Origin of the sequence: Mesotoga sp. UBA6090 (genome assembly GCF_002435945.1) — a bacterium.
GTDB lineage: Bacteria > Thermotogota > Thermotogae > Petrotogales > Kosmotogaceae > Mesotoga.
In genome coordinates this window covers 19154-37437 of record NZ_DIXC01000063.1, presented here as the reverse complement: position 1 = coordinate 37437, position 18284 = coordinate 19154, and the positions used below count along the sequence as shown (strand labels likewise).

Below are 18284 nucleotides of genomic sequence, written 5' to 3'. Positions count from 1 at the left end.
ACTTCACGCTCTCTCTTCTTCGAGAAGCAGCGAGAGGTCGCCTATTTTCAAGAAGAGCTGATCTACCGATTTGAGGAAGCCGAGTCTGTTGAGGCGGACATCTTCCTGTTCGGCCATGACAAAGACATCGTCGAAGTATCTGTCTATTTGAGGCTTAAGAGATGTCAGCAACTGGAGCGATTTCTCGAAATCGTCGCGCTCGAGCGCTTCCATTACATCGTCGAAGCACTTCAGATAATTGTTCAGCAGATCGCGTTCAGCCTGCTCAATAAATTTAGACCCGTCGAAACTGTTTCCCGAATGAGCTCTGCTTATATTGTGGACCCTCTGATAAGCAATCAGAAGGTCATTGAAATCCTCTTTCTTCACGTATTCGGAGATGGCTTCTGCAGCTCTCACTCCAAGATAAGGGAATCTCCACCACATCTTCACCGATCGAGCAATATTCATGGAGAAACCTCTTTCGAGAAGAAAGGCTTCATACCTGCTGGAGAAGAAGTCTTTCAACGAATCTAGAGTCTCTTCGGAAATCTTGTCCAGACTGCTCAAGGCCCTTTCCAGCAGCTCAAGAAGATCGAGTTTCCATCCAAGATGATGCATAGTCCTGAATATGAAAGAGGCTTTTCTTCTCAGAGCGTAAGGATCTTTCGATGCAGACGGGATGTTTCCTATGGCGAAGTTTCCTGCAAGCGTGTCTATTCTGTCTGAGACCCCCACTACCGCTCCGGTTAGCGTTGTGGGCACGAGGTTGTCACGATAGTGCTCTTCTATGCCAAGCGCGACACTGGACTTCTCTCCCGATGCTTCCGCATAGATTCTTCCCATGATGCCCTGAAGCTCGGGGAATTCCTGCACTACTCTGGTGATCTGGTCGGCTTTTGCGAGAAGAGCGGTCCTTTCGACCTCGAAGAGTTCATCGCTCTTGGCCTTCAGCCTTCTCGAGATCTCTGAGGAGAGCGCTGTAGTCCTTTCCGTCTTGTCCCTCAATGTGCCGAGACCTCGCTGGAACAAGATACCCTGGAGCCCGACCACGTACTGCTCGAAAGGTCTCTCTTTGTCCTTCTCGAAGTAAAAGAAGGCATCTTCGAGCCTTGCGTTTATGACCTCTTCATACCCCAGTCTGATATTTCCCAGAGGGTCGGCCGGCCCGTCTTGAAAGGCAACGAAGTTGTTTGTCAGCTTACCCTCTCTGTACACAGGGAAGGTGCGCTGGTGGTGCTTGATCGTAACAATTATCACTTCGGGCGGAAGAGACAGATACTTCTCGAAAAAGCTTCCGACAACCGCGGTAGGGTATTCGGTGAGAGATACAACTTCCTCGAGCAGCTCCTCATCTACGGGGATCTGGCCTTCGAGATTCGATTCCACTTTCTTTATTTCTGAGAGTGTCCTTTCTTTTCTGTCCCCTTCTCGCGCGATAACGAGGGCCTCTTCCAGTTCTGAGAAATACTTCTTTGGCGAGACTTGAACCTCGTCATAGAAGAACCTGTGTCCCATCGATTTATTCAACGACCTCTTGCCGAAAAGCTCCATTTCGATCGTTTTACCGTCAAGCATTGCGACTATCCACTTCACGGGCCTCACGAATCTGTAGGTGCCGTCCCCCCAGCGCATCGGCTTCTTGAACTCGAGAGACCTCAGCGATTCCGAGAAGATTTGAGGCAGCAGTTCTTCCGCCTTCTTCCCGATTATTCCTCTCTGCACATAGACGTATCGGTCCTCTATGCTGACGTCTTCAATCTGAGCGTTGCTTCCCCTGAGGAAACCCAGCAGAGCTTTGGTTGGTTCACATTCTTTGTAGGCGATTTTCTCGGATGGGCCCTTCTTCTTCTCCACAAAGTCTGATTGTTTCGGCTCAATGCCATGAATTAGCACTCCGAATCTCCTGCTCGCCACGAAGACCTCGAGCTCTCCGTAGCCAAGACGATTATTGTCAAGGGATCTCTCTATTCTCTCCTTAAGCTGATTTCTTATGCCCTGAACTTCACTTGAGGGAAGCTCCTCAATTCCAACTTCCAGCAGAGCTTTGTGATCACTCATCTGTATCGCGCTCCTTAGCTACGTATGCTTCGGCCACTGCCTTCGCCATCTCTCTAATCGATTTGATGTAGCTTTGACGCTGAGATACGCTTATGGCGTTTCTGGCGTCGAGCAAATTGAAGGCGTGAGAACATTTGATCATGTAGTCGTATGAGGGTCTTACGAGGCCATGCTCCATACACAGGTCGAACTCCTCCCTGTAGAGTCTGTAAAGCTCGAAGAGCCTTGAGGTATCTGCAACATCGAAATTGTAAGCGGAGAATTCCTTCTCGTTCTCGAGGAAGACATCGCCATATTTGAACTCTTCATTCCAGTCTATATCGAATATATTGGCTTTCTTCTGAAGGTACATCGTTATTCTTTCAAGCCCATAGGTGATCTCGAGCGAAACGAGGTCGACATCGATTCCGCCGACCTGCTGGAAATATGTGAACTGACTGACCTCCATTCCATCGAGCCAGACTTCCCAGCCCACACCCCAGGCTCCCAGAGTCGGAGATTCCCAGTTGTCTTCGACAAAACGAATGTCGTGCTCCACGGGGTTTATTCCCAGAGCTTCCAGAGAACCGAGGTATAGCTCCTGAGAGTTCTCCGGGTTGGGTTTGATTATCACCTGATACTGGAAGTATCTTTGAACTCTCATTGGGTTTTCGCCGTATCGACCGTCGGTCGGTCTCCTGCTCGGCTGAATGAAGGCAACTTTCCAGGGCTTCTTTCCAAGCGACCTAAGAAAGGTTGAAGGGTGGAATGTTCCGGCCCCCATTTCGAGGTCATAAGGCTGGTCTATGATACACCCCTGCATAGACCAGTATGAGTTGAGTTTTTCTACTACGTCTTGTAAGTACATCGTTCCCTCCTGAGCTTCTTGTCTATTCAATGGAAATCAGGTAGTAATAGTAGGGCTGTCCGCCGCTGTGGATTTCGAATTCGAAATCGGAGAAACTTTCCGAAAGAGATTCAAGCAGTTTTCCTGCGGCTTCCTCCGACACTTCCGATCCATAGAATATCGTGACGACCTCTCTGTCGGCATCTTTTCCAAGAACGGTCTTGATCGAGTCGTGAACGAGCTTCTCGAGCTTTCTGCCCGAGGTTATCAGACCGTCTCTACCGATTGCTATATACTCGCCTTTCCTTATCTTCTTTCCCTTCATGCTGGAATCGCGAACGGCGTATGTGATTGAGATCGGAGAAACAGCTTCAGCCGCTTCTTCCATTTCTCTTATTAGAGACTCGCTATCCATCTCGTCGTTATATACGGTCATCGCGGCTATCCCTTCCTGAACCGTACGCGTAGGAATTATGTAGACTTCTTTTTCGGGATTGTCGTCGTGAATGGCGTTAGCCGCTTCTTTGGCAGTTAAAATTATGTTCGGGTTGTTGGGAAGAACAATGACTTTATCTGCGGCAATTCTGCTGATTGCTTCGTAAAGGTCTTTCAGACTAGGATTCATCGTCTGACCGCCCTTAACGGCGTGGTCTACGCCAAGACTCTTCAATACATCGGCCAGCCCCTCTCCAGGTGAGACCACGATTACTCCGTGGTGCTTGTCCTTTCCGTACATCTCAGGTCCTTTCGACTGGATATCCACTATGTGCTCATGCTGGACCTTCATGTTGTCTATCTTCACTTTCTGAAGGAATCCGACACCGAGGAATTTCTCAATAACATCTCCAGGATGGTCTGTGTGGACGTGAATCTTTATGATCTCATCCTGATGAACCATGACAATAGAATCTCCCATCTCTTCCAGGTAGGCTTTCAGCAGTTCAGAGGTCTCTTCCGGGTTTTCCGACCCATTGAGGTTCACGATCAACTCGGTGCAGTATGTGTATTTGAGCTCTTGCCTTACGATCTCCACTATGCGCTCCGTTGAAGATCCCATAGCCTGCGGCATCTGCTGAAGCGGTCCTTCAAGCTCTATATCGCCTTTCGTCGCCAGCAGGAAGCCTTCAAATATGTAAGCCAGGCCCTTTGCACCGGAATCGACCACTCCGGCCTCTTTCAGTTTCGGCAAGAGGGTTGGGGTCTTCTCAACAGTATTGAAAGCGACTTCTACGAGCTTCTCGAAGTACTCGTCGAAGTCCTCTATGTCTCCGAATTCATCGCCGGCAGTATCTGCACAGACCTTCATGACGGTCAACATTGTACCTTCAACCGGTTTCATTACGGATCTGTAAGCGATTTCTTTGGCTTTTGTCAGGCCCTCGGTAAAGGCCTTGGTGTTGACGAATTTTCTGTTTCCTATCCCCTCGGCAAATCCTCTAAATATTTGAGAGAGGATTACGCCGGAGTTTCCCCTGGCGCCCATTAGCATTCCAGTCTTTACCGCTTCCAGAACGTTCACCAAATCATCTTTCTTCAACCTATCGAGATACTCGCAGGCCTCCATCATCGCGGCCGCCATATTCGATCCAGTATCTCCGTCTGGAACGGGAAAGACATTAAGCGCGTTGATCTCATCTTTATTTACAAGAAGTCGTTCAGCGGCTTTCCGGAAGGCTGCGACATAGAACTTGCCGTTGATACGTTTCATCTAATTAGCCTCCCATCAATCTTGCAAGCCGACAACGTGAATATTCACCTTGATATTGGTCGCTTCAGTAAGCTCCTTCAACTTGTGAAATACGTTTTCCTGGATATTCTCAACGACGGTGGGGATTCTAACGCCGTGCTCGAGAATCAAATCGATATCGATCTCAAGCGTGCCGTCGATCTCCTCGGTTACTTTGATTCCCTTTCTAGAATCCTCTCCCGTGCCGAATAGTTTTGTCAGAAATCCCGTTTGGGGCGATCCGACGTTTACCGGTCCGTAAGACTCGGATACAACCTTCTTGACTATCGAAGATATCGCCTGAAGAGAAATATCGATCTTACCGAATTCTGTAGTTACTTGCATTCTTTTCACCTCTCAGTTTAGAGATTCTATTCTCTATTCCCCTGGCATCCAACCCCAGCTCATTCAATACCTCTTCCCTCGTGCCGTGAGAAGAAAAACAGTCCTCAATTGCAATAATATCGATTCTACCATTGTAGTTCTGCCTTGAAGCCTCAAGCGTCACATTGGAGCCGAAGCCTCCGCTCTTTATTCCCTCTTCAACCGTCACTATCAGGTCGTAATCGGCGAAGATTTGTCCTAGAGCCGCTTTGTCGAGCGGTTTTATCGATCGGCAGTTATAGAGAGCATATCCGTTCAAGAGAGCGGTCTCCCTGCTCCTGGAAACCATCGATCCCGTTGCAAGGATGGCTGTTTCCTTTCCGTCGATCACCTTTTCCCACTTGAACAGCTCCACCTTCCTCAGGTTCGAGACAATATCGTCAATGCTCTGGAGCTCCGTCTCTCTCGGATACCTTATCGCAGTGGGATGGTCCATCCATTTCTCAGTGAAGAGAGTGAAGATCATGTTCGCCAGTTCCTTCAGGCTCGAAGGAGCGAGAATCTGCATATTCGGAATCATCGAAAGGAAAGAAATATCGAAGATTCCGTTATGGGTCGCGCCGTCCTGACCGACTATGCCAGCCCTATCTATCGCGAAGAGAACCGGAAGATCCTGGAGGGCAACGTCGTGGATCAGCTGATCCACCGCTCTCTGCAGGAAGGTCGAGTACACCGCGAAGACGGGTTTCGTTCCGGCCGCAGCCATTCCAGACGCAAAGGTTGTGCAGAGCTGTTCGGTTATTCCAAGATCGAAAAACCTTGCGGGATGTTTCTCGGCAAACTCTGCCAGACCCGTTCCGTCAGGCATCGCCGCGGTAATAGCGGAAATTGATGGGTCTTTCTTTGCCAGTTCCGTCAGAACCTTTCCGAAGACTTCGCTGTAAGTAAGCTCCCCGCCGAGGGAGATCCTCTCGCCGTTTTCAAAATCGATTCTGCTGACACTGTGAAATCTCGTGGGATTGCTCTCGGCGTATTCGAGGCCCTTTCCCTTCTTCGTGACTATATGGACAAGGAAAGGTTCAGGCAACTGCTTGACGGCCGAAAAAACCGCTTCCAGCTCCTGAAAATCGTGGCCCTTCACAGGACCCACGTAGTTCAACCCCATATCTTCAAAAATATTGCCGCCGAGAATCGAGGCTTTCAGTCCGCTCTTTATCTTCGAAAGGAACTGCTCGAGGCTTCCTAGCTTCATCGCCTCCAGGGCGTTCTTCAAGTCACCTTTCATTTCTCTGTAGACAGGGTTCAGCCTTAGTTCGGCAAGAGAGGAAGAGAGGCTTCCCACATTCTTTCCGATGCTCATTCCGTTGTCGTTTACTATCACTTTTATCTTGGAGCCGATGTCCTTCATTTGATTAAGAGCTTCAAGAGCCAGACCGGAAGTCAAAGCTCCGTCGCCTGTGACAACCACAATGTTATTTGCGTTGCGGAATATTTTTTGTGCCTGCTCTATGCCCATTGCGGCAGGAAGTCCCGTCCCAACATGTCCCGCCCCAAAGAAATCATAAGGGCTTTCCTTTCTGTTCAGGAAGCCGCTGATTCCGCCCTTCTTCCTGAGAGATCCGAAGGAACCATAACGACCTGTGAGCAGTTTGTGAGTGTAAGCCTGATGCCCGGTATCCCAGATGATTATGTCTTCGTCAGGGTCGAATACTCTGTAGAGAGCAATCGTCAACTCTACGGTCCCCAGGTTCGAAGCGAGATGTCCCGTATTCGAGGACACGACTCTCGTTATCGTATCTCTTATCTCTCCGGCCAGAACCTCCAGCTGGGTATAAGAGTAGTCTTTCAATCGTCTGAAGAGTGGCTGTTCGTTCATCGATTACGACCCCATTCTTTCAATAGATCTATAATAATGCCTGAAAAGAAGCGCCGTAGTCACACTGCCGACTCCCCCAGGTACGGGAGTAATAGCAGCCGCTATCTGGCTTACCTCATCAAAGTCTACATCGCCGACTAGTTTCCCATCCACGAAGTTTATTCCTACATCAATCACAACCGCACCGGGCCTGATCATCTCGCGCTCTATAAACCCGGCAATTCCAACGGCACTGACAACTATATCGGCGTTGAATGTCTTCTCGGATATGTCTCTGCTCCTAGAATGGCAGACGGTCACGGTGCCGTCCACACCTTTCTTCAGCAAGAGCAGCGCGAGAGGTTTCCCGACTGTATTTGATCTGCCGACAATGGTTATGTCTCGACCCTTCACTTCGATCCCGTAGTAGTTCAGAATCTCCATGACGGCTTCGGCAGTGGGGGGAGCGAAGAACTCTTCGTCGTTGATTATTCCGCCGAGATTCGATACGGTTCGGCCCTCAAGATCTTTCCCGGGATCGAGCGCAGCCAGCACGGCCTTTTCGTCGGCGGTTTTCAGCGGATGCATTACCATTATTCCCGCAACGTTCTTGTCTTTGTTCAGTTCAGAGATCTCCTCGACGGGATTGCTACCGCTATCTCTCACTATCACTTCAATGCCGAGTTTCTCCCCCTGCCTCCTTATCGATTTCATATACGTCTTGTTGGATGCGTCCGGTTCGTCGCAGAAGAGAACGAGTGAAGGAAGCTCTCCAGTTCTATTGCTGATCTTCTCCTTTATATCGGCATATATGCTCTCTGAAACGATCTTTCCATCAAGTATCATATGCACCACCTCAAAAGAGTCCGCTTATCTTTCCGTCTGCATCCACATCTATCTGCTTGGCGTTGGGATCTCTACCCAGTCCTGGCATCAGCATAATCTTTCCGGCGACAACAACGATAAACCCGGCGCCGGCAGAGAGATTTAGATCTCTCACCTTGAAAGTGTAACCCTGCGGAGCCCCCAGTTTCTTGTCGTCGTCGGAGATGGAATACTGAGTCTTGGCAACGATTATAGGTAGACGATCTACTCCCTGCTTCTTGAAGAGTCTTAACTTGCTCTTTGCCGCCGGCTCAAGATCGACTCTACCGGCTCTATATATCTCTTTTGTCAGCTTGTCCAGCTTCTCTTCGAAGGAAAGGTCCATCGGAATCAAGGGTTTGTAATCGCTCGGACCGTCGACAAGCTCTACTAGCTTTCTGGCGAGGTCGACTCCGCCGGCGCCGCCTTCGGCCCACACTCTCGACCGCTCGTAAGGTATCGAGTTCGACGTGCAGAGGGTGTCGAATTTCTCTCTTTCCTTCTCCGTGTCTGTCGGGAATTCATTAAGGGCGACTACTACGGGAATACCGTACTTGTGAATGTTTTCAAAATGCACCTTCAAGTTGTCGAATCCCTGTTCAAGTGCCGATAGATCTTCTTCCCGGATATCATTTTTTGAAGCTCCACCGTTCAGCTTCAGGGCTCTTATCGAGGCAACCAGCACAACTGCGCTTGGGTTCAAGCCTCCGACAGGGCAGACGAAATCGAGAAATTTCTGTGCTCCCAGGTCTGCCCCGAAGCCCGCCTCGGTTATTACATAATCGGAAAGCTTCAGAGCCATCTTTGTCGCAGTCAGGCTGTTTGTTCCATGAGCTATGTTCGCAAAAGGCCCTCCGTGAACAAAGGCAGGAGTGCCTTCAATAGTCTGGACGAGATTCGGATCGAGGACATCTTTCAGAAGCGTGGCCATCGCTCCCTGAACGTTCAAATCCTTGACGGTTATGAAGTCGCCATCATAACTTCTCCCAACGATTATTCTGGCCAGCCGTTCCTTCAGTTCAACCAGGTTCTTCGAAAGACAGATGATCGCCATAATTTCGGAGGCGGCAGTTATAACGAAGGAGTCTTCTCTTGGATAGCCGTTCGCCGACCCTCCAAGGCCAACGATTATCTGTCTGAGAGCCCTGTCATTCATATCCATGGTTCTCGGCCAGTATAACTGTGCCGGGTCGATTCTCAGTTCGTTGTCGAACTTTATGTGCGCATCGATAACTGCAGAAAGAAGATTGTGTGCCAGCGAGATCGCGTGAAAATCGCCAGTGAAGTGTAGGTTTATCTCTTCCATCGGAAGCACCTGAGAGTAACCGCCGCCGGCGGCTCCCCCCTTGATTCCCATGATCGGACCGACAGACGGCTCCCTAAGGGTAACAAAGGATTTCTTCCCTATCTTGTTCAGGGCCATCGCCAGACCAACAGAAGTAGTGGTCTTCCCTTCGCCGGCGCTTGTAGGGCTTATAGCTGTCACAAGAACCAGTTTTCCGTCGGGTTTGTCCTGCAGCTCATTCAGATATTGGTGCGAGATCTTTGCGACATGTTTTCCATATCTTCTAAGATGTTTGTCAGGGATCGAGACGGATGAGGCGATTTCGTCAATTTCTTTCAATTCTGCTTTCTGTGCTATCTCCAGATCAGTCAGCATGTAAACATCCTCCTATAAATGCTTTTTCTCTGTTGATGCGCACTCTCGAGCGATTTTGTCGAGAACGCCATTTACGAATTTGCCGCCCTGTTCCGAACCATACTTTTTCGCGATGTCTATTGATTCGTTCAGTGTAACTTCGATAGGTATGTCCGGCTCATAGATTATCTCGTATGCTCCAAGCCTCAGGACGTTCTTGTCGATAGAGGCAAGTCTCTCGAAAGTCCAGTTGGTGAGGTGTTTTCTTATTATGTCGTCTATCTCATCACGATTCTTCAAAATTGTGTCGAAGTACTTTCGTGTTCTCAATTTCATCTCCATCTCCATCGAAAAGAAGCTGAGCTCCTGTTCGAGATAATCCGATGAAGTCTCCAAATCATCATTGAAGTCGAACTGATAGATCGCGCTGAAAACAATTTCTCTCATCTTTCGTCTGCTTTTGCTTGGACCTGCCTTCACCTCTTCAAACCTCTTTCTCTCTGTCTTCGTCTTCGGCCTCTTCGACAGTTTCCTCGGACTTACTTTCTTCAAGCTCGAGCTTCATTTCGGAGTTCTCAGACTCCTCTTCCTCTTCGAACACGGCAGGTTTCTGAGGCTCTTCATATACGTCTTCAATCGTTATGGAAACGTCTTCAACCTTAATGCCGCTGAAGCTTTCCACGTCGTTCTTCAATTTCTCCTGCATCTTCCTGGCATAAGAGGGTATCGAGACGCCGTATTTGATCTTAGTATTTACAGTTATCTTGACTGTTTTGGTTCCATCGACCTTCTCATCGAGATCGATATCTACGATCGACCTGGCCTCTTTCCGCGCTTTTACTTCCTTAGGATCGAATTTCAGAAATTCTATGTAGGAGTGAATAGCGATATCCCGGATTACAGCCTCCGAGATCTCGATTCTGCCGAGATCAGTCTCTTCAAAATCCATAATTCTCCCTCCTTTCTCCCTATGCTCTCTCGATATATTCGCCTGTTCTTGTGTCCACACGAATCAGTTCTCCATTCTCTACGAAGAATGGAACCGTTACCTTCAACCCTGTTTCAAGAACGGCAGGCTTGCCGCTTCCCGAGACCGTATCGCCCTTGTATGCTGGCGCAGTATCGGTTACTTCAAGGACCACGGTGTTTGGAAGAACCACCCCAATAGGCCTCTCTTCGTGGAACTGAAGGTCGACTTCTTCGTTCTCCTTTATGTAGTCCAGAGCATCTCCCATCTCGTCTACTCCAATTGTATACTGCTCGTACGTCTCGAGGTCCATGAAGTGGAAGAGCTCGTCCTCAGAGTAAAGATACTGGACATGCCTGAATGAAAGCGCCGCTTCTTCTACCTTCTCGCTTGCCTGAAACGTAAACTGCCTTACAAGGCCGGTCTTCAAGTTCTTCATCCTCGTCCTGATTATGCCGTCCCCTCTTCCCATTGAATGCTTGTTTGCCTCGATAACAATGTAGATCTCACCTTCAATTATCAGGGGGTTTCCCTTTCTGATTTTTCCAACTTCTATCATCTAGAAGCCACCTCCGGATCGCTAAAGAATCTTCAACTCTCTATCTAGATTAGTTAGAACCTCAATTCCATTTTCACAAAAATAACAATCGTCTTCTATTCTAACCCCAAATTTACCGGGAAGATAGATACCCGGCTCAATTGTGATGACCGCTCCTGCGGGGATCGGATCGTTGTTCTTCGGAGACAGACCCGGACCGTCGTGAGTATCCATTCCCAGACTATGGCCAAGACCGTGACCAAAGAATTCGCCGTAGCCCGCCTCTCCAATTATACTTGCCGCCACTTCGTGCAGGCTGCTTCCGACAACCCCTGCCTTTGCAGCGTTCTTGGCTTCAGTCTGCGCTTTAAGAACGGTTTCGTACACTCTCGCCATCTCTTCTGTCGGATCGCCAATACAGAAGGTCCTGGTTATGTCGGAATTGTAGCCGTTCACCCTCGCTCCGTAATCAATCAAGAGAAAATCGCCTTCCTGCAGTTTTCTTTCAGACGGTCTGCCGTGAACGATCGCGCTTCTCGGCCCGCTGCCGACTATCGTTTCGAAGGCGAGGTCGCCTCCCCGTTTTCTTATTTCGTATTCGAGCGCCGCACAAATCTCCTCTTCAGACCTGCCCGGCTTAACGAAATTAAGAGTCTCTGTGAGCGCATCTTCTGCGATCTTTACCGCGAGTTTGATCTTTTCCACTTCTTCCGGCGTTTTGACCATCCGCATATCTTTGAGAAGACTGTCGACAGGTTTCAATTCAACTCCAAGCTGAGAAAAGACCCTGTTGTAGAACCCCAAACTGATCGTTTCTTCTTCAAATCCTACCCGACTTGCTCCGTCTCTGGCCAAAGTCGTCTTAATTATATCCTTGAGTTCGTCGCCGTTCTTGTAAGGGATGAGTTTGAACTTCGTCTCCATCTCGGCCTGTGTGAAGTATCTCGAATCAGTCACTATGTACTCGTCCTTTGGAGTTACGATCAGAACTGAGAAGGAGCCCGAAAAGCCAGACAGATACCAGGAGCTGGAGCGGTTGCTTGCCTCCATGTTATAGAGTACAAACCCCTCAAGATTGCATTCTTTCAGCTTCTCTCTAAATCTTTCGATTCTCGACATACCCACCTCCGGAATTCAGAATGATATTTGATACATCAGAATAGAGTAATCTGATTTCTGTTCATCTTTCCCTTTTTCGATTGCCTGATCTCCTTCAGATCGTCTGCGGTCAGAACCCTGACTGTCTTGTCAAGTGCAGACTGCTTGGTAATCACCTTCAGTATTTCCTTTGCTCTCGAGAGTACGGTCTCGGGAACTCCGGCAAGCTTTGCCACCTCTATTCCATGCGAGCTATTCGCTACGCCGTCGATCACTTTGTGGAGAAAGACGATCCCGCTCTCCGTTTCTATTATTCTTGCAGTCTTGTTCTTTATGCCCGGGTACATATTGGAAAGCTCGGTCAGCTCGGTGAAATGAGTGGCAAATATCGTGTGGCACCCGACTGCCTCGTATATGAATTCCGAAACGGCCCAAGCGATAGAAATGCCGTCAAAGGTACTGGTTCCCCTACCCACTTCATCAAGGATGACGAGACTGTCTTCGGTTGCCTTCGAGAGGATCGTCGCCGTCTCCATCATTTCCACCAGAAATGTCGATTTGCCGCTAGCCAGCTCATCTCTGGCGCCGATTCTTGTGAAGACCCTGTCATGGATCGAAAGGAGAGCTTCATCCGCAGGCACGAAAGAGCCGACCTGAGCCATGATCGAGAGCAAGGCGACCTGTCGAATGAAAGTCGACTTCCCGCTCATATTTGGCCCGGTCACTATGAAAAAGTTCTCACTTCTGCTAAGGGATACGTCATTCGGAGTGAAATCCGAAACAAATCTCTCCACTATTGGATGTCTGGAATTCGAGATCTTCACCCTTCCGTCATCCGAAAACCGGGGCCGGGAGTAGTTGTTCTTTCTCGCCACTGCTGCAAGCGACTGGAGAGAATCGATCTCCGAAAGGACCTTCGAAACATCCTTCAGTCTCTGCAGAGAGTTCAGAAGCTGCGAGCAAACATCCAGGAAAAGCGCCCTCTCCAGCGTCTGGATCTTGTCGTTTGCGTTCAGGATTCTATCTTCGAATTCTTTGAGTTCCTGGGTGATGTATCGTTCCGAGTTGACAAGGGTCTGCTTTCTCGTGTAGTTCTGGGGCACCTTGCTTGTCTGACTCTTAGGGACCTCCAGGAAGTATCCGAAGACTTTGTTGAACTTGACCTTCAAAGAGCTTATCCCCGTAGACTTCTTTTCGGCCGCTTCGATCGCCTTCATCTTCTCGACGGAATGTTCGAGAAGGTCGCGAAGAGAATCCAGCTCCCGATCGAACCCTTCCCTGATGACCTTTCCGTCGCCAACTACGGCAGACGGCTCATCCATGATGCTGCGCTGAAGAAGAGCGAGTTCTTCGGGGAAAAGCTCGAGCCGATCGTTCAACCTTTCAAAGGACGCTTCCATAGAGATCAGATCTTTGATCAGAGGAAGTGCTGCCAGAGAGGTTCTTAACGACTGGAGATCTCTGGGGGTAGTCTTGTCCGTCGAAAGCCGTGTTGTGATCCTTTCTATATCGAATACATTTTGAAAATACTCTCTCAGCTCGTCGAGAAGGTGACGGTCAGAATAGAAAGTCTGAACCGCATCGAGCCTCTCCTCTATCTTCTCTCTGTCGGTCAGTGGCGAGAGAAGCCACTGCCTCAGCCGTCTTCTTCCCATTCCAGTAATCGTCTCGTCGAGGATTTCGAAGAGAGAGCCCTTTCTCTCAAGGCGAAAGAGATTGAGATTTTCGATTGTAGAGGCGTCGAGCTGCATCGAATCGGATTTTCTGATCACTCTCGGAAGGGAAAGATGTTTCATCGGACCGAAATTAATCGTCTCCAAATACTTGAACAGCGCTCCGAGAACTTCAATCTCTCTGTTGTTCAGCTCAAGATGATCTATAGAGACTATCGAATAGAACTCCTTCACGTAGTTGATGCCCGATGAAAGAGCAAAATGCCAGTCCTCGACTATTTCAATCATGGCGAAAGTGATCCCCGAAATCTCCCGCTTCAGTGCTTTCAAGCTCTCCCGCAAAAGGATCTGTGAGGGTCCAGTTGCTACGATGAAGTCTTTCATCGACTCGAGATCTTCGGCGGTAGACAGGGCTACTTCGCCCGTTGAAACATCTGCAGTAGCCATTATGAAGAGTCCGTCCGCTTCTCCTACGGCGATGATGTAGTTGTTCTCGGATTCAGGAAGCAACTCGTCTTCAACGATCGTTCCTGGAGTGACTACTCTTGTGACCTCTCGTTTCACAAGGCCCCTGGCGAGAGCCGGATCTTCAGTCTGTTCGCAGATTGCAACCTTGTAACCCGCAGTCACAAGCTTTTTGAGATAGCCGTTTATCGAGTGATAAGGCACGCCGGCCATCGGGACCCCGTTTCTCGAAGTAAGCACGATCTGCAGCTCTTTCGAAACCAGCTTCGCGTCGTCGAGGAAGGTCTCGTAGAAATCTCCCAGCCTGAAGAGAACCAGGCAGTCCTTGTAGCTGTTCTTGACTTCAAGGTACTGTTTCATCATCGGTGTCATTTCAGCCACGTCATTCACTCCGGATACATCAAAAGCCGGCGCTCAGCGCCGGCCGGTTAATACTTCTCTCTTATTCCTTGCCTTTTTCTTTTGGCTTCTGTTCGATAACTTTGTCTATCATTCCGTATTTGACAGCTTCAATAGAACTCATAAAGAAGTCTCTATCGGCGTCCTTTTCGATTTTCTTTATCGACTGACCCGTGTGCTTGGCAAGGATCTTGTTCAGTTCGTCCCGAAGATAGAGAATCTCCTTGGCCCTGATTTCGATATCCTTGGCTACTCCCTCAGCTCCACCGAAGGGCTGGTGAATCATTACCCTCGAGTTTGGAAGAGCGAACCTCTTTCCCTTTGTGCCGCCGGCAAGAAGTATCGCGCCCATTGAAGCGGCCATTCCGATGCAGATTGTAGAGATGTCGGGCTTGATGTACTGCATTGTGTCATAGATCGCCAGACCGGAAGTGATCGAGCCGCCCGGGCTGTTGATATAAAGGTTTATATCCTTCTCGGGGTCCTGGGACTCGAGAAAGAGCAGCTGTGCGACCACAATATTAGAGACTTCATCGTCGATTGGCCAGCCGAGAAAGACTATTCTTTCCGAAAGCAGTTTGGTGTAAATATCAAAAATCCTTTCCCCCCTTCCTCTGTCTTCCACTACGTAGGGGACGAAAGGTGCCATGTTTGTGTCCATAAAACCTCCTAATTCATGAAGAGTTTTTCTATGATTCTCTTTGGAGGAAGAAAGGAGAAAATTACATGACCGCTGTCCGTTATCAGTATGGCTTTCGTCCTCTTTCCGAAAGTAAGGTTTACGATCTTTCCAGTCTCCATACCGAGCTGTTTGAGCCTTCGGACAGCCGAGCTTTCAATAGGAAGAACGGCCAGAATCCTATCCCTTACCACAAAGGACTCAAAACCAACGTTGACAACGTGATCCACTTCTACTTTCCCCCTTCCAATAACAATGTTATTATAACATAATGGAGATACGGCGGAGGTGTTCCAATGCTAGGTAACGATCAGGAAAGCCTCGTTGACACGGGGAGGATTTATGTCAAGGCGGGAGACGGAGGTAACGGTTCCGTCTCCTTCAGGAGAGAGAAGTACATACCATTTGGAGGCCCGGATGGTGGTGATGGCGGCAGAGGAGGTCACGTCTTTCTCAGATCGACCAATTCAATAAACACGCTCTATGAATTCAAGCACAAGAGGAAATTCATCGCTCAAAGCGGGGAGAGCGGTCACGGTTCGAATATGGCCGGAAAGAAGGGAAAGGATCTGGTTATAAGAGTGCCCGTTGGGACGATTGCATATGACGCCGAGAGTGGAGAGATCATAGCCGACCTCTGCAATCCCGGTCAAATCGTTGCGATTGCCAGAGGCGGAAAGGGAGGAAGGGGCAACGCGCGGTTCGTCTCTTCAACGAATCAGGCGCCCAAGGCCGCAGAAAACGGGGAGCCCGGCGAGGAACTCTTCGTTCGACTTGAGCTGAAGATTCTGGCCGATGTCGCACTGGTCGGGTTTCCGAACGTCGGAAAATCGACGCTCATATCCGTAATATCTAATGCGAGACCGAAGATAGCAAATTATCACTTCACTACCCTCTCGCCCAATCTCGGAGTTGTTATGGCGAATGACGAACAGGGATATATAGTGGCCGATGTGCCCGGGTTAATCAAAGGGGCACATGAGGGTATTGGACTGGGGCACAAATTTCTCAGGCACATCGAACGGTGTAAAACAATCGTTCATCTTCTGGACATCTCAGAGAGTGAGGAAAGAGATTTCATTCAGGATTACAGAGATATACGTTACGAACTCGAATTCTACAAGAGAGAGCTTGCAGATAAGCCCGAGATTGTGGTGGCAAACAAATGCGATCTCATTACAGAAGGGGAGAGGCAGAAGAGGCTTCAACTATTCAAAGAAAGCACCGGCAAAGAGATAATTCCTATTTCGGCGGCGACTCACGAGGGAATTCAGCCTCTGAAAGAGGCGATCTGGAAGTATATCGAAAGAGATTCCTCGTACTTTTCATCCATGAAGGCCGATGAGGACACCCCTCTGCCGCAGGTCGAACCCGTCGTCCTGACGGCACCCTACCCCGAGGATTTCAGAGTAGAGAAGGACTCTTCCGGAAGGTATGTGGTTCTGGGGCCGGCCGTCGATTTCTATGTGAGAAAGATCAGAGCCTTCAAGTACAGAGACCGTTTCATAATGGATAAACTGGAAAAGGGCGGTCTTTCTTCAAAGCTTAGAAATGCCGGCATAATGGAAGGAGATACCGTAGTAATAGATGACAGAGAGTATGTGTTCAAAGAGTAGAATCGGAATCTTTGGCGGTTCCTTCGATCCCGTACATACGGGCCATCTTGCCGTTGCCGTAAGGGCAATCGAACAACTGGAACTGGATAGGCTTTACGTTATTCCTGCGTACAGGCCTCCTCACAAGGTCTCCAGTACGACCTCTCCGTATGAGATCAGAATGAGATGGCTCGAAATGGCTTTCGAAGGAATTGATAAAGCTTGCGTGTCGGACTATGAAAGGGAAAGAGGGGGGATCTCCTATTCTCTCTTCACGGTGAGGCACTTCTCGAAACTTCACAATTGCAGACCCTTTCTGATCGTTGGTGAAGACAGCTTTGCCTCTCTTGACACCTGGTTTGAATACGAGGCTCTTCTCGATGAAGCAACGATCGCGGTGTATCCAAGAAACATAACCGAGAGAGACCATTCCTTCGACGGGCGTGTAATCTGGCTTGACGCACCGCGATTCGACATATCTTCGACTGAAATTCGCAAGAGAATTAAGGAAGGGAAATCGGTTGTCGGGCTGGTCCCGGATTCAATACTCGGCGAGGTCACGTCTTTCTATGGATAAGCAGATCGGGCTTTCGCCGATGGCCGGTTACACAGACGCGACAATGAGGGAGCTTTCGGTCGAATGGGGGGCCGATTTCGTTTTCAGCGAAATGATCAGCGCCGAGGGCGCGTTGAGGTCTTCGGGAAAGACCGATGAAATTGTTCCGTCGACTCCGACCAGGATTCAGCTTTTCGGTTCGAACGTATCGAGGATGGCCAAAGCTGCGGCGAAACTTTCGAATGTGGCAACCTGGATTGACATAAACGCCGGATGCCCCGTGAGAAAAGTAACTCGAAGAGGCGCCGGAAGCGCCTTGTTGAAAACCCCGGAAAAGATTGCGGAAATGATCATCGCTTTGAAAAATACCGTTGAAGTGCCTGTCTCAGTGAAGATCAGACTGGGCTTTGACTGCATCGAGAGAGAAAAGATTATCTATCCGATTATGAAGGCAAAGCCGGAGGCGGTTTTTGTGCACGGCAGGACAGTCGCGCAAGCGTATTCGGGATCTGCAAACTGGGAGGAGATAGACAGGATAGCGCGTTTACTTCACGGGGAAGGCATACTATCCTACGGTTCGGGAGATATGTTCAGCCCAGAGGCGATCGTGAACGCGTTAAGACGCTACTCTGTCGATGGCGTGGTGGTCGCCAGGGGTGCCATCGGCAATCCCTGGATCTTCAGACAGGCGAAAGACCTCATCAAGTTTGGTTCGTATGACGAGCTCACTCTTCAAGAAAGACTTGGTCACTTTCTCAGGCACTTTACAAGACTTTCCGAAGCGGTGGGTGAAGACCAGGCAGTTAGAGATCTCCGGAAATCTTTTGCGGGTTACACGAGAAACATCAGGCATGCCGCAAGGCTTAGAAACGAATACATGAAGTGTAACTCTTTTTGTGAAGTAAAGGAGCTGTTGGAAGATCTCATTCCAGATTACAAGACTTGGGTATAACGAACTCTTGTTGAAGAAACCTGAATATGAATTACAATTTCTAAGCTCTCTATACTCTGTTGCCCTCTCCATAACTAAGTCAAAGAAA

Annotated in this window: 17 protein-coding genes; 3 read left to right on the top strand and 14 right to left on the bottom strand. The window is 49.1% G+C overall.

Annotation, left to right across the window (positions count from 1 at the left end; genetic code table 11):
* Positions 1–3: 3 nt before the first annotated feature.
* From glyS to B3K42_RS10340, 14 genes are all read right to left on the bottom strand, one after another.
* Positions 4–2040 carry a glycine--tRNA ligase subunit beta gene (gene glyS / locus B3K42_RS10405; RefSeq protein WP_110990234.1) on the bottom strand — a complete coding sequence of 679 codons (2037 nt, stop codon included), beginning with the start codon at positions 2038–2040 and terminating at the stop codon, positions 4–6.
* On the bottom strand, positions 2033–2887 hold the full coding sequence (locus B3K42_RS10400) for a glycine--tRNA ligase subunit alpha (RefSeq protein WP_110990235.1): 855 nt from the start codon (positions 2885–2887) through the stop codon (positions 2033–2035). The genes glyS and B3K42_RS10400 overlap by 8 nt, the downstream gene beginning before the upstream one ends.
* A 22-nt stretch (positions 2888–2909) precedes the next feature.
* Complete coding sequence (locus tag B3K42_RS10395; protein ID WP_110990236.1) at positions 2910–4574, bottom strand: DAK2 domain-containing protein; 1665 nt, start codon at positions 4572–4574, stop codon at positions 2910–2912.
* Between the two features lie 15 nt (positions 4575–4589).
* Positions 4590–4937, bottom strand: coding sequence for an Asp23/Gls24 family envelope stress response protein (locus tag B3K42_RS10390; RefSeq protein WP_110990237.1), 348 nt, complete (start codon positions 4935–4937; stop codon positions 4590–4592).
* Positions 4912–6792 carry a 1-deoxy-D-xylulose-5-phosphate synthase gene (dxs, locus tag B3K42_RS10385; protein WP_110990238.1) on the bottom strand — a complete coding sequence of 627 codons (1881 nt, stop codon included), beginning with the start codon at positions 6790–6792 and terminating at the stop codon, positions 4912–4914. The genes B3K42_RS10390 and dxs overlap by 26 nt, the downstream gene beginning before the upstream one ends.
* A 3-nt stretch (positions 6793–6795) precedes the next feature.
* Complete coding sequence (locus tag B3K42_RS10380; RefSeq protein ID WP_110990239.1) at positions 6796–7617, bottom strand: bifunctional 5,10-methylenetetrahydrofolate dehydrogenase/5,10-methenyltetrahydrofolate cyclohydrolase; 822 nt, start codon at positions 7615–7617, stop codon at positions 6796–6798.
* Positions 7618–7627: 10 nt separating this feature from the next.
* Entirely contained in the window at positions 7628–9295 is a 1668-nt protein-coding gene (locus B3K42_RS10375; RefSeq protein WP_110990240.1) for a formate--tetrahydrofolate ligase, read from the bottom strand.
* A gap of 12 nt (positions 9296–9307) precedes the next feature.
* Positions 9308–9754: a transcription antitermination factor NusB gene (nusB, locus tag B3K42_RS10370; RefSeq protein ID WP_110990241.1), complete on the bottom strand. Its 447-nt coding sequence runs from the start codon at positions 9752–9754 to the stop codon at positions 9308–9310.
* A 4-nt stretch (positions 9755–9758) separates the two neighbouring features.
* Positions 9759–10223: an Asp23/Gls24 family envelope stress response protein gene (locus tag B3K42_RS10365; RefSeq protein ID WP_110990242.1), complete on the bottom strand. Its 465-nt coding sequence runs from the start codon at positions 10221–10223 to the stop codon at positions 9759–9761.
* 19 nt (positions 10224–10242) lie between these two features.
* Positions 10243–10800, bottom strand: coding sequence for an elongation factor P (gene efp, locus B3K42_RS10360; RefSeq protein WP_110990243.1), 558 nt, complete (start codon positions 10798–10800; stop codon positions 10243–10245).
* A 21-nt stretch (positions 10801–10821) separates the two neighbouring features.
* A complete protein-coding gene (locus B3K42_RS10355) occupies positions 10822–11898 on the bottom strand; it encodes a M24 family metallopeptidase (RefSeq protein ID WP_110990244.1) in 1077 nt (358 codons plus the stop codon).
* A 35-nt stretch (positions 11899–11933) separates the two neighbouring features.
* Entirely contained in the window at positions 11934–14387 is a 2454-nt protein-coding gene (mutS, locus tag B3K42_RS10350) for a DNA mismatch repair protein MutS (protein ID WP_110990254.1), read from the bottom strand.
* A gap of 70 nt (positions 14388–14457) precedes the next feature.
* Complete coding sequence (clpP, locus tag B3K42_RS10345; RefSeq protein WP_110990245.1) at positions 14458–15075, bottom strand: ATP-dependent Clp endopeptidase proteolytic subunit ClpP; 618 nt, start codon at positions 15073–15075, stop codon at positions 14458–14460.
* 8 nt (positions 15076–15083) lie between these two features.
* Entirely contained in the window at positions 15084–15323 is a 240-nt protein-coding gene (locus tag B3K42_RS10340; RefSeq protein WP_110990246.1) for a DUF370 domain-containing protein, read from the bottom strand.
* 66 nt (positions 15324–15389) lie between these two features.
* On the opposite strand from B3K42_RS10340, the gene obgE reads away from it, so the two are divergent.
* From obgE to B3K42_RS10325, 3 genes are read left to right on the top strand one after another with little or no spacing between them, the layout of a single operon-like run.
* Positions 15390–16709 (top strand): GTPase ObgE, encoded by a 1320-nt coding sequence (obgE, locus tag B3K42_RS10335; protein ID WP_110990247.1) that lies wholly within the window; start codon positions 15390–15392, stop codon positions 16707–16709.
* Positions 16693–17265, top strand: coding sequence for a nicotinate (nicotinamide) nucleotide adenylyltransferase (gene nadD, locus B3K42_RS10330; protein ID WP_181419042.1), 573 nt, complete (start codon positions 16693–16695; stop codon positions 17263–17265). Before obgE ends, nadD begins: the two co-directional genes overlap by 17 nt.
* Complete coding sequence (locus B3K42_RS10325) at positions 17258–18196, top strand: tRNA dihydrouridine synthase (RefSeq protein ID WP_110990249.1); 939 nt, start codon at positions 17258–17260, stop codon at positions 18194–18196. The genes nadD and B3K42_RS10325 overlap by 8 nt, the downstream gene beginning before the upstream one ends.
* Positions 18197–18284 lie beyond the last annotated feature (88 nt).